The organism is Micromonospora sp. ABR4_055, assembly GCF_056160425.1.
The window spans coordinates 1-11,865 of sequence record NZ_JBSWXD010000184.1 but is presented as its reverse complement, the minus strand read 5'-3'; the positions used below and the strand labels follow the sequence as shown (position 1 = coordinate 11,865).

Here is an 11,865-nt window from a genome sequence, read left to right as displayed (position 1 = left end):
GCCCGGGACGCGGCGTCGGCCGCGTCGGCCCGGCGCTGCAGGTCGGCCTCGGCAGCGGCCGGAGCCGGCCCGGTCGCCGCCGGCGAATCGGCGGTCGACTCGACCGCCGCGACTACGCCGAGGGCGCAGACGACGGCGGCGGCCAGCGCCGTCCGGGCATTGGCGCGGTGACGCAGGGTAGCTCCGAGCGATGGGAGGGTTGGTCGGGCGGAGTGTGGGTATGACAGGGCGGGCAGCCGGTTGCGAAGGCGCTCCCACCGGGCGACGGCCCGGGCCGCGCCGGTCGGCGTGGTGTCCGAGGGGACATCAGCCGAACGGTCATCGCGACTCAGGGTGGTGTCCTCGCTCCTTGTGGTGTCGTCATCAGGCATTCGACGAGGCTAGGCAGACCGCAGCTCGATCACCCAGGGTGATTTTGTGATGGACACCACAATTCTTCACCAGGTAATCGGGCGATCCCTCAGCGACATCGGCATGACACGTCGATCACGGCAAACCGCCAGTAAACGATATTTCGCCCATCATTGTTTACTACAGCCTTTATCACCTGTTAACTGACCACCTCCCGCCACCACCCCGCCACTCCCCCGTCCGACCGGCGGGCATCACCCGTCCCGCCGAATGCGGCATCCCCCGGACAGGCAGGAGCCGACCAGCGACTGCCGACTTGTCGTGTCCGCTACCGGACCGTGAGTAGTCCGCCGCGTCGGATCGACGCCCGGAAACCGGAATGCGCCGGCATGGGACTAGCGTTGCCGCAATTGGAGATGCCGTACCCGCCGTACCGTTCTGAGGAGGTTGCGCCCGGTGCTCGACCCACACGAGCTCTACGACGTCGTCGACGAGGTGCCCGAGCTCGGTCAGCCGGTGCTGATCCAGGCGATGACGGGTTTCGTCGACGCCGGCAACGCGACCCGACTCGCCCGTGAACACCTGCTCGCCTCCCTCGAGCACGAGGTCGTGGCCACCTTCGACATCGACCAGCTGCTCGACTACCGGTCCCGCCGGCCGGTGATGCTCTTCGTCGAGGACCACTGGGAGCACTACGAGGAGCCCCGGCTCGAAGTCCACCTGATGCGTGACGACGCCGGCACGCCGTTCCTGCTGCTCGGTGGCCCCGAGCCTGACCTGCAGTGGGAACGGTTCACCGCTGCGGCGATCGCGGTGCACCGCCAGTTCAACGTCGGCACCACGATCGGGCTGAACGCCATCCCGATGGCGGTGCCGCACACCCGGCCGACCGGGGTCACCGCGCACGCCAGCCGTCGCGAGCTGATCAGCGGCTACGAACCCTGGCTGCAGCGGGTCCAGGTGCCAGGCAGCGCTGGGCACCTGCTGGAGTACCGCCTCGGTCAGCAGGGCCACGACGCGGTGGGCTTCGCCGTGCACGTCCCGCACTACGTGGCCCAGGCCGAGTATCCGGCCGCCGCCGAGCTACTGCTCAACTCCGTCTCGCGGACCACGGGTCTGCTGCTGCCCACCGAGCAGCTGCACAGCGCTGCCGAGGCGGTCCGGGAGGACATCGACCGGCAGGTCGCCCAGACCGAAGAGGCCGGATCCCTGGTCAGTGCGCTGGAGGAGCAGTACGACAGCTTCACCCGGGGTCGGTCCGGCACCAACCTGCTCGCCGAGTCCAGCGGGCCGCTGCCGACCGCCGACGAGCTCGGCGCGGAGCTGGAGCGCTTCCTCGCCGAGCAGACCCGGCCCGGGGACCTGCCCGGCTGACCGGCCCGGGGGCGGCCCTCCCCCGGGTCACCCGGCCGGTACTGTGGCACGCTGGCCGGGTGCGGATCGCCACCTGGAACGTCAACTCGGTCAAGGCCCGGCTGAACCGGCTGCTCAGCTGGCTGGCCGACACCACCCCGGACGTGGTGTGTCTGCAGGAGACCAAGTGCGCGGCGGCCGCGTTCCCGACCGCCGAGGTCGGTGACCTCGGCTACGCGGTGGCAGCGCACGGCGACGGACGCTGGAACGGCGTCGCGGTGCTGTCCCGGGTCGGGCTCGACGACGTCCGGACCGGGTTCGACGCCGAGCCCGGCTTCCCGCTGCCGGAGGCCAGATCCGTCGCGGCGACCTGCGCCGGGGTCCGGGTCTGGTCGGTGTACGTGCCGAACGGGCGCAGCCCCGACTCGGCGCACTACACCTACAAGCTGGACTGGCTGGCCGGGCTGCGCCGCGCGCTCGCCGCAGAGGCCGCCACCGATCTGCTGATCTGCGGCGACTTCAACGTCGCGCCCACCGACGCCGACGTATGGGACCCGACGGTCTTCGCCGGCTCCACCCACGTCACCCCGGCCGAACGGGCCGCGCTGGCCGACCTGCTCGCCCTCGGCCTGGTCGACGTGGTGCCGCAGCCGATGAAGGGCCCGCACCCGTACACCTACTGGGACTACCGGGCCGGGATGTTCCCGAAGAACATGGGCATGCGGATCGACCTGGTCTACGCCAGCGGCACCGTCAACCGACGGGTCCGGGCGGCCTACGTGGACCGCGACGCCCGCAAGGGCCCGACCCCGTCCGACCATGCCCCGGTCGTCGTCGACCTGGACTGAGCCCGCGGTGCCGGGGCACTGACACCGGGGTCGCTGACACCGGCCGCCGGTGCCGGTCGCCGTGGCTGACGGGGCACGCCCGCCACGGCGAACCGGACGGCCGGGTCGGATCAGCGGGATTCGACCTGGCTGCGGTCGTCGGCCCACAGCACGTGGAAGCTGCCCTCGGCGTCGACCCGGCGATAGGTGTGCGCGCCGAAGAAGTCCCGCTGCCCCTGGATCAGGGCGGCCGGCAACCGGGGCGCGCGCAGCCCGTCGTAGTAGGCCAACGCGGAGGCGAACCCGGGAGCCGGCACCCCGACCTGCGCCGCCGTGGCAACCACCCGACGCCAGCCCAGCTGGGCACCGGTTAGGGCCTCGGCGAAGTACCCGTCGGTCAGCAGCGTCGGCAGCTGCGGCGCCGCGTCGTAGGCCGCCCGGATCTTGTCCAGGAACGCGGCCCGGATGATGCAGCCGCCGCGCCAGATCCGGGCCACCGCGCCGAGGTCGATGTCCCAGTCGTACTCGGCGCTGCCGGCCTGGATCTGGTGGAAACCCTGCGCGTACGCGACGATCTTCGACGCGTACAGCGCCTGCTCGACATCGGCGATCAGCTCGTCGGCCGACCCGGCCCAGCTCTCCACCGGGCCCGGCAGGTCGGCGGCGGCGGCCCGGATGTCGGCGTGGCCGGACAGCGACCGGGCGAAGACCGCCTCGGAGATGCCGCTCACCGGCACCCCGAGGTCGAGGGCGCCCTGCACGGTCCACCGGCCGGTGCCCTTTTGGCCGGCCTGGTCGAGCACGACGTCGACGAACGGCTTGCCGGTGACGGCGTCGGTGTGGCCGAGCACCTCGGCGGTGATCTCGATCAGGTACGAGGAGAGCCGACCGGAGTTCCAGCTGCGGAACACGTCGGCGATCTGCGCCGGGGTGAGCCCGCCGGCGCGGCGCAGCAGGTCGTACGCCTCACCGATCAGCTGCATGTCGGCGTACTCGATGCCGTTGTGGACCATCTTGACGAAGTGGCCGGCACCGTCCGGGCCGATCCGCACGCAGCACGGCGTACCGTCGACCTTGGCCGAGATGTCCTCCAGCAGCGGGCCGAGCGCGGCGTACGACTCGGCCGAACCACCGGGCATGATGCTCGGCCCGTGCAGGGCGCCCTCCTCGCCGCCGGAGACGCCGGTGCCGACGAAGTGCAGCCCGCGCTCGCGCAGCTCCGCCTCCCGCCGACGGGTGTCCAGAAAGTGGGCGTTGCCGCCGTCGATGATCATGTCGTCCGGCTCCAGCAGGGGCGCGAACTCGTTGATCACCGCGTCGGTGGCGGCACCCGCGTTGACCATGATCACCACGCGGCGGGGGCGTTCCAACGAGGCGACGAACTCGGCCGGGCTCTCCGCCGGCAGGAAGGTGCCCTCGTGGCCGAACTCGGCCATCATCTCCTTGGTCCGGCCGGCCGACCGGTTGTGGACCGCCACCACATGGCCGTGCCGCGCGAGGTTGCGGGCCAGGTTACGGCCCATCACCCCCAGACCGGTGACCCCGATCTGCGCCGTCTGGCTCATGAATCCTCCTCGGTGCTGCTGGGTGTGCTGACCATCTTTCCGCCTTCCGGATGGCGGGACACTCCGGGGCAGCCGGTGGCGACGGGGGCACGCTCCACCGGCCGCCCCGGAGGTCGGCCGGGGCGGCCTACAGCCGGCCAGCTCCCGCCCCGGCGGTCACCAGCGCCTCGATCTCCGAGGCTGGATCAAGCTGGTACGCGTACGGGATGTCAGCGACGTCGCCACCGGCCTCTCCGGTGCCCGAATCGAGTAGCAGGTTGTCCCGGGCGATCAAGGTGCCGGGGCCGGATGCTGCCTCGGCCAGGTGGAACGGGTCGTCGACGCCGACGAACACGTTGCCTTCGACCAGCACCCCCGCGTCCTCGGTGGACGCCACGCCGTAGCCGGACACGTCCTGGTAGAGGTTGTTGAACACGTGTACCGGATTGCCGAATCGCACACGAGGGTTGCGCTGCACAGTGCCCTCGAAAAAATTGTGGTGGTACGTCACCCGCAGTTTGCCGATGTCCTGCGCGCCGTTGTTGTCCGAGTGGCCCAGCAGCATCACCTTGTTGTGGCCGGTCACGCGGTTCCAGGACACCGTGATGAAGTCCGAGCCGCGCTTGATGTCGACCGCGCCGTCGAAGCCGACACCGAAGCTGTTGTGATCGACCCAGACATTGGTCGACTCGTCCTCTATGTTGATCGCGTCGTCGTTCCAGTCGTCGAAGGTCAGATTCTGAATGATGACGTTGGTCGACTCACTCAGGGTAAGGCCGCCGCCGGTGATGGTCGCATCGCCGCCGACCCCCACTATCGTCTTGTTCGACCCCACGGGCGTCATGTCGGGCAGCGCGAGCGCTCCAGTCACCTCAACCACCCGTGCCTGCCCGTCGGTCACCGCCTCGGTGAACGCCGCCACGCTGTCCACCTGAACGGTCTCGCCGCCGGCGCCACCGGTGGTACCACCGTTCTGTGTCGCCCATCCGACGAGCTCGGCCGCGAAAGTGCTAGCCGGTTCACCGGCTGCCGGTGACGTCGTTTCCGCTCCGGCCATTGCGGTCACCGCCAGCATGATCCCAGCGGTAGCGGCAGCGCCAGCGACCAGGACGGGTTTACGAGCGACTCGGGACGGTCTGGGCTTGGCTGTTGAGGTCATGTCTGCGAACACGTACCCCGACCACCGCTCAGTTCATCACTGTTCGTAGTGGCACCTCAGGCCTTCCTCGTCGACACCAGAGAGGCGGACACCACGATGTTGTCCGCGTACCCGATGCCGTCGCCCAGCCACTCGCCACCGCAGGTGATCATCCGTAGGCCGGGTCGGGCGTAGTCGCCGTACACCTGCTCGACCGGCAACTCGTCCTTGCCGAAGTGCTCGACCGAGTTGACCTCGAAGACGGCCACCACCCGGTCCCGCCGGGTCACTTCGACGGTCGCCCCCGGCTCGATGTCGGCCAGATCATGGAAGACCGACGGCCCGTCCCGGGTGTCGGCATGCCCGACGATGATCGCCGGCCCGAACTGACCGGGCGTCGGTCCCCCGTCGTACCAGCCGGCCTGGTTGTGCCGGTGCAGCGCCGGTACGGCGATCGACCCGTCGTCGGCGAGCCCGACCGAGTGCACCGGGGCGCGGATGTCGAGCGACGGGACGGCGATCCGGATCGGCCGGCTCGGCTCCAGCACCGGGAACTCCCGGGGCGGCGGATTGTTGCCACCGGCCAGGATGTCCCGCCAGTCGCCGTCGCCGCCGGACCCGATCGCGAAGAGCCCGACCAGCACCAGCACGATCGCAGCCGGCCCGGTCCAGCCCCGGCCACCGCCCTTCGCCACGGCCCGTCCCCTCCCCTGCCGCGCCTGGTCAGGCCGACCGGCGCCGACGCAGGGTCAGTACGCCGAGCACCGCACCGGCGGCCAGAGCGATCACGCCGACCCCGGTCAGCAGGCCGCCGGCACCGTCGTCACCGGCCGTGCCACCGAAGCCGGTGGCCGGGCCACGACTGGGCCGGGTCGGGTCCAGCACGTACAGCGTGGTGGCTGCCGACCGGTCGTCCGGGCAGGTCAACCGCACCCGGTAGCTGCCCGCCTCCGTCTCGGCCGGCACGGTCACCGCCGCGGTGAGCTCCTCGAACTGCGGCCGCACCTCGACCGTGCCGAACGCGTCGGACTCGACGGTGGCCGGCGCGGTGTTGTCGGTACAACTGGCCCGGATGCCCACCAGGTAACCGGACTCCACCGTGCTCGGATTGAGATCGACGAACACGTCGGCGGCCCGGGCCGGGGCCGCGCCGAGCAGCCCGGCGACGACCGCGAGGGTCACGCCGAGCCCTGCGGTGGCCAGTGAACGGCGTACGGGCATCGGTCACCATCCTCTCCGCGACGCTGCCGGGATCCTCTCACCACGCAGCCCTGGATGACACCCCGGACACGCTCGGTGTCGGATATAGGCTGTCGCCACGTGAGCATCCGCACCTACCACCCGCGCCGGGGACGGCTCAGCGGCCGACACCACGACGCGCTCGACCGGCTGTCCGCCGCATACCGGACCGTCGTTGACGACCTGCCGGCGCCGCTGGACCCGGCGGCGTTGTTCGGCCGGACGGCACCGGTGGTGCTCGACATCGGCTTCGGCATGGGCGACGCCACCGCGACGATGGCGGCGGCCGACCGCGACCGCGACTACCTGGCCGTCGAGGTGCACACCCCGGGCATCGCGAACCTGCTGGCGCTGATCGAACAGCACGCGCTGACCAACGTCCGGGTCGCCACCGGCGACGCCCTCGACCTGGCCCGCCGCTGCCTGCCCGAACGCAGCCTGGACGCGGTGTACGCGTTCTTCCCCGACCCGTGGCCGAAGGCGCGCCACCACAAGCGGCGACTGGTCCGACCCGAGCACGTGGCGCTGCTGCGCTCCCGGCTGCGGCCCGGCGGGCGGCTGCACTGCGCCACCGACTGGGCGCCGTACGCCCAGGCGATGCTGGCCACCCTGACCGCCGACCCGCAGCTGCGCAACCTGCACGACGGGTATGCGCCCCGGCCGGCGTACCGGCCGGAGACGAAGTTCGAACGGCGCGGGGTCCGCGCCGGCCGACCGGCGCTGGACCTGGTCTTCGAACGCGTCGGGGGTACGCCCGACGGCTGACGACGGTCACCCACGTTGGCGGCCGGCGGCGGCGACAGGCAGGATGGACAGACATGACACAGACCGCCCCGACCCTGACCGACCTGCTGCCGCGCGGCGCGGACCCGGACGCCGTCTACGAGGCGTTCGCCGGCTGGGCGGCCGGCCGTGGCCTGGAGCTGTACCCGCACCAGGACGAGGCGCTCATCGAGATCGTCTCCGGGGCGAACGTCATCCTGAACACCCCGACCGGCTCCGGCAAGAGCCTGGTCGCCACCGGCGCGCACTTCGCGGCCCTGGCCGATGACCGGGTCACCTTCTACACCGCGCCGATCAAGGCGCTGGTGTCGGAGAAGTTCTTCGCGCTCTGCGAGATCTTCGGCGCGTCCGAGGTGGGGATGCTCACCGGCGACGCCAGCGTCAACGCCGACGCGCCGATCATCTGCTGTACCGCCGAGATCCTGGCCAACCTGGCGTTGCGCGACGGGTCCGCGGCCGACGTCGGCCAGGTGGTGATGGACGAGTTCCACTTCTACGCCGAGCCGGACCGGGGCTGGGCGTGGCAGGTGCCGCTGATCGAGCTGCCGCAGGCCCAGTTCGTGCTGATGTCGGCGACGCTCGGCGACGTGACCCGGTTCGTCGACGACCTGAGCCGGCGGACCGGGCGGGCCACCGCCGTGGTCTCCTCGGCGCAGCGGCCGGTGCCGCTGATGTTCACCTACGCGACGACACCGCTGCACGAGACCCTGGAAGAGCTGCTCAGCACCCACCAGGCCCCGGTGTACGTGGTCCACTTCACCCAGGCGGCGGCACTGGAACGGGCCCAGGCGCTGATGAGCATCAACGTGTGCACCCGGGCGGAGAAGGACGCGATCGCTGCGGCGATCGGCAACTTCCGGTTCTCCTCCGGCTTCGGACGCACCCTGTCCCGGCTGGTCCGCCACGGCATCGGGGTGCATCACGCCGGCATGCTGCCCAAGTACCGCCGGCTGGTGGAGACCCTCGCCCAGGCCGGGCTGCTCAAGGTCATCTGCGGCACCGACACCCTCGGCGTCGGGATCAACGTGCCGATCCGCACGGTGCTGTTCACCGGCCTGTCCAAGTACGACGGGGTACGCACCAGGCTGCTCAAGGCCCGCGAGTTCCACCAGATCGCCGGGCGGGCCGGCCGGGCCGGATTCGACACCCTGGGCAAAGTCGTCGTGCAGGCCCCGGAGCACGTCATCGAGAACGAGAAGGCCCTCGCCAAGGCCGGTGACGACCCGAAGAAACGGCGCAAGGTGGTCCGCAAGAAGCCGCCGGAGGGGTCGATCGGCTGGGGCAAGCCGACCTTCGAACGGCTGGTCGAGGCCGAGCCGGAGCCGTTGACCTCCAGCTTCCGGGTCAGCCACGCGATGCTGCTCAACGTGATCAGCCGGCCCGGCGACGCGTTCACCGCGATGCGCCACCTGCTGACCGACAACCACGAGGACCGGGCGGCGCAGCGCCGGCACATCCGCCGGGCGATCGCCATCTACCGGGCGCTGCGCGCCGGCGGGGTGGTCGAGCAGCTACCCGGGCCGGACGCCGAGGGCCGCCGGGTCCGACTCACCGTGGACCTGCAACTCGACTTCGCGCTCAACCAGCCGCTGTCGCCGTTCGCGCTGGCCGCGATCGAACTGCTCGACGTGGAGTCGCCGACGTACCCGCTCGACGTGCTGTCGATCATCGAGGCGACGTTGGACGACCCCCGGCAGATCCTTTCCGCGCAGCAGCACAAGGCCCGCGGCGAGGCGGTCGCGCAGATGAAGGCCGACGGCATCGAGTACGAGGCCCGCCTGGAACTGCTCGACGAGGTCACCCACCCGAAGCCGCTGGCCGAGCTGCTGGAGATGGCGTACGAGACGTACCGGCAGGGGCATCCGTGGGTGGCCGACTACGAGCTGGCGCCCAAGTCGGTGGTCCGCGACCTGTACGAGCGGGCGATGACCTTCGTCGAGTACGTCAACTTCTACGGGCTGTCCCGGTCGGAGGGTCTGGTGCTGCGGTACCTGGCCGACGCGTACCGGGCGCTGCGCCAGACGGTGCCCGACGACGCCAAGACCGAGGAGCTGATCGACCTCATCGAGTGGCTGGGTGAGCTGGTCCGCCAGGTCGACTCCAGCCTGATCGACGAGTGGGAGCGGTTGCGCAATCCGACCGATGACCCCGAGGCCGCCGTGGTTGCCGACGACCGGCCACCGGCGGTCACCGGCAACCCGCGGGCGTTCCGGGTGCTGGTCCGCAACGCGCTGTTCCGCCGGGTGGAGCTGGCCGCGTTGCGCCGCTACGACGAGCTCGGCGAGCTGGACGCCGACTCCGGCTGGGACGCCGACGCCTGGGCCGACGCGCTGGAGCCGTACTTCGACGAGTACGACGAGATCGGCACCGGACCGGACGCCCGTGGACCGGCGCTGCTGCTGATCACGCAGGAGCGGGAGCGGTGGCTGGTCCGGCAGATCTTCGCCGACCCGGCCGAGGACCACGACTGGGGGATCAGCGCCGAGGTGGACCTCGCCGCCTCGGACGAGGCGGGCAGCGCGGTGCTGCACGTCACCGCCGTCGGTCAGCTCTGACCGTCCGCCGTCGGTCAGCTCTGACGGTCGGCGTCGCTATCCCGCGCCGCCTCCGGCAGGTGGCTGTCCGGCCACAGTCCCGCGTACTCCAGCACCGACCTGACCCGCCGGGCCCGGACCGGATCCCAACGGTCCAGGACCGCGATCGCCTTGGCGAACGGTTCGCACATCGCGACGCCGCCGCACACCCGGCACTCGCCGACGCGGCTCGGCAGGTGGGTGGTGACGATGTCGCGGGCCCGGAGCACGACCGACTCGGTCGTGCTGCGGCGCACCGACGGCGAGCGGTTCGGGTTCGGCCCGGTCAGTCGGCCGCGCGGCGGCGTACCGATCGAGGTGTACCGGGCCAGGCGCGGCGTTCCGCCGATGCCGTCGTTTCGCATTTCCGTTCCTCCTGGGTGGAATTGTCGCCCTGATCGGACCTGATCTGCTTCCACCCTGGACTGTTTGGACCGACGAGCGGAAGATGATCGGCGACCGAGCGTAGCTATTCGATGACTGACACAAGATCAGATGGGTCAGTCGCGGCAAATTGAGGGATGTGAAGGTATTGTGAGCGGGAGCGAGTATCTGGTAGGTGAGCTGCGGCGCGTCCGCGAAATGCTCGGCCTCACCCAGGAAGCGTGGGGCGAGCGCATCCACTTTTCGACGTCACACGTCGGCTCGATAGAACGCGGCGAACGGCCCGCACTGCCCGACTATCTGGGCGCGGTGGACCGGGCATTCGGCACCGCGTTCGTGAAGTTCTATCGCGAATTCGTCGTCGGTGAACGCGCCCCGGTCTGGTACCGGCCGTTCATCGAGCAGGAGGGCAAGGCAACGCTCATCCGGGTCTTCCAACCCCTCGCGCTGCCCGGACTGCTGCAGACCGAGGCGTACGCCCGTGCGGTGCTGCTCGCATACGGCGAGCGCGGCGAGGCGATGGACGTCGCGTTGGCCACCCGGCTCGGCCGTAAGGAGATCCTCTACCGGCAGCCCGACTCCTGCCAGCTCGTCGCGGTCATCGACGAGAGCGTCCTGCACCGGCGGGTCGGCGACCCGTGCGTGATGCACGAACAGTTGACAGCGGTGGTGGCCGCCTGCGAGCAGCCGAACATCCGGGTCCAGGTGGTGCCGGCCGACGCCGGGGCGTACCCCGGGCTGGACGGACCGTTCGTCATCGCCACCGTCGACGGCAGATCCGTCGGCTACCTGGAGGGGTACCTGCAGGGGCGAGTGGTGGAAAATCCGGACGACGCGTCCAGCCTTGAACGTACCTGGGAGAGCATCCGCGACTACGCTCTATCTGGCCCGCAGAGCCTAGAACTGATCATGAGGACGGCTGAGAGATGGATGTAAGCACCGCGCCCCGGTGGCACAAGAGCACGCACAGCGACAGCACAAGCTGCGTGGAGGTCGCCGAGAACCTGCCTGGGCGGGTGCTGGTCCGGGACACCAAGGACCGCGACGGCGGCACCCTGACCTTCGCGCCGGCCGCCTGGTCGGCCTTCCTCGACCTGGCGACGGCCGACCGGTCGGACGCACGTTAGCCGTGGCGTGCCGCGCCGTGGCGTGGCGTGGCGTGCCGCGACCAGAGCTGAGTGATTACTTGCGCAGAATTCGGCCGACACGCCGGTAGCTGACCTGCAGCACGTCAAGTGATCATGACGGTGACCTCACTGGGCACGCCCGGCGATCGGGACGTACACCTCGGCGGCAAGGATGACGTCGGCCGGGCCCAGTGAGGTCACCAGCAACCCCCGATCGTCCGACACACCTCGGCGACGGTGAACTGATCACCCCCGCCCCCGGCGCCGGTGAATGCCTCGTGCTCGCCGTCGACCAGGCGCTGCACGTACCAGCTGCCCGGTTTCACCCAGAGCCGCAACGCGCGGTCGTCACCGAGGTCGACGGTGTCCACGACGACGTGACCGGCGGGTGGCCGCCACGACTCAGCCGGCTCCGGCTCGGGGGGAGGGAAAAAAACGGAAAAAAAAAACAAGGCCAACAAGACAACAACAAACAAAGAGAAGGGAAAGAGGGTGTCCCCAGGCGAGATTTCCCCCTCTCTCCGCCCTTCCCCCGCACCATCTGGT

13 protein-coding genes are annotated in these 11,865 nt (G+C 70.4%); 6 read left to right on the top strand and 7 right to left on the bottom strand.

The genetic code is table 11. From position 1 onward, the window contains the following. A partial coding sequence (locus ACXAHD_RS28445) for a hypothetical protein (protein ID WP_475054463.1) occupies positions 1-371 on the bottom strand: 371 nt, incomplete at its 3' end. 436 nt (positions 372-807) lie between these two features. Between ACXAHD_RS28445 and ACXAHD_RS28440 the strand changes: the two genes are divergently transcribed. Together ACXAHD_RS28440 and ACXAHD_RS28435 are read left to right on the top strand one after the other, a co-directional pair. Next, on the top strand, positions 808-1,725 hold the full coding sequence (locus ACXAHD_RS28440; RefSeq protein ID WP_281554413.1) for a proteasome assembly chaperone family protein: 918 nt from the start codon (positions 808-810) through the stop codon (positions 1,723-1,725). Positions 1,726-1,784: 59 nt separating this feature from the next. After that, a complete protein-coding gene (locus tag ACXAHD_RS28435) occupies positions 1,785-2,552 on the top strand; it encodes an exodeoxyribonuclease III (protein ID WP_289212680.1) in 768 nt (255 codons plus the stop codon). Between the two features lie 110 nt (positions 2,553-2,662). Here ACXAHD_RS28435 and gndA read toward each other — a convergent pair whose 3' ends face one another. From gndA to ACXAHD_RS28415, 4 genes are all read right to left on the bottom strand, one after another. Beyond that, complete coding sequence (gndA, locus tag ACXAHD_RS28430) at positions 2,663-4,096, bottom strand: NADP-dependent phosphogluconate dehydrogenase (protein ID WP_281554411.1); 1,434 nt, start codon at positions 4,094-4,096, stop codon at positions 2,663-2,665. Between the two features lie 127 nt (positions 4,097-4,223). Next, positions 4,224-5,150 (bottom strand): pectate lyase family protein, encoded by a 927-nt coding sequence (locus ACXAHD_RS28425; RefSeq protein WP_281554410.1) that lies wholly within the window; start codon positions 5,148-5,150, stop codon positions 4,224-4,226. A gap of 140 nt (positions 5,151-5,290) precedes the next feature. Then, positions 5,291-5,908, bottom strand: coding sequence for a class F sortase (locus tag ACXAHD_RS28420; RefSeq protein ID WP_281567368.1), 618 nt, complete (start codon positions 5,906-5,908; stop codon positions 5,291-5,293). Positions 5,909-5,936: 28 nt separating this feature from the next. After that, the gene (locus ACXAHD_RS28415; protein WP_281554408.1) at positions 5,937-6,434 is read right to left on the bottom strand and encodes a hypothetical protein; all 498 of its coding nucleotides are present in this window, start codon (positions 6,432-6,434) and stop codon (positions 5,937-5,939) included. Positions 6,435-6,533: 99 nt separating this feature from the next. On the opposite strand from ACXAHD_RS28415, the gene trmB reads away from it, so the two are divergent. Next, a complete protein-coding gene (gene trmB / locus ACXAHD_RS28410; RefSeq protein WP_475054453.1) occupies positions 6,534-7,217 on the top strand; it encodes a tRNA (guanosine(46)-N7)-methyltransferase TrmB in 684 nt (227 codons plus the stop codon). A gap of 53 nt (positions 7,218-7,270) precedes the next feature. Then, positions 7,271-9,790, top strand: a complete 2,520-nt coding sequence (locus ACXAHD_RS28405; RefSeq protein ID WP_475054449.1) for a DEAD/DEAH box helicase — start codon at positions 7,271-7,273, stop codon at positions 9,788-9,790. Between the two features lie 14 nt (positions 9,791-9,804). On the opposite strand, the gene ACXAHD_RS28400 is transcribed toward ACXAHD_RS28405, so the two are convergent. Continuing rightward, positions 9,805-10,173, bottom strand: a complete 369-nt coding sequence (locus ACXAHD_RS28400; protein WP_281554405.1) for a hypothetical protein — start codon at positions 10,171-10,173, stop codon at positions 9,805-9,807. A gap of 169 nt (positions 10,174-10,342) precedes the next feature. Here ACXAHD_RS28400 and ACXAHD_RS28395 point away from each other — a divergent pair, with 169 nt between their 5' ends. Then, positions 10,343-11,128 (top strand): helix-turn-helix domain-containing protein, encoded by a 786-nt coding sequence (locus ACXAHD_RS28395; RefSeq protein WP_281554404.1) that lies wholly within the window; start codon positions 10,343-10,345, stop codon positions 11,126-11,128. Further along, positions 11,119-11,319 (top strand): DUF397 domain-containing protein, encoded by a 201-nt coding sequence (locus ACXAHD_RS28390; RefSeq protein WP_281554403.1) that lies wholly within the window; start codon positions 11,119-11,121, stop codon positions 11,317-11,319. The genes ACXAHD_RS28395 and ACXAHD_RS28390 overlap by 10 nt, the downstream gene beginning before the upstream one ends. A 197-nt stretch (positions 11,320-11,516) precedes the next feature. Here ACXAHD_RS28390 and ACXAHD_RS28385 read toward each other — a convergent pair. Further along, on the bottom strand, positions 11,517-11,865 hold a 349-nt coding region (locus ACXAHD_RS28385; protein ID WP_475054444.1), incomplete at its 5' end, for a hypothetical protein.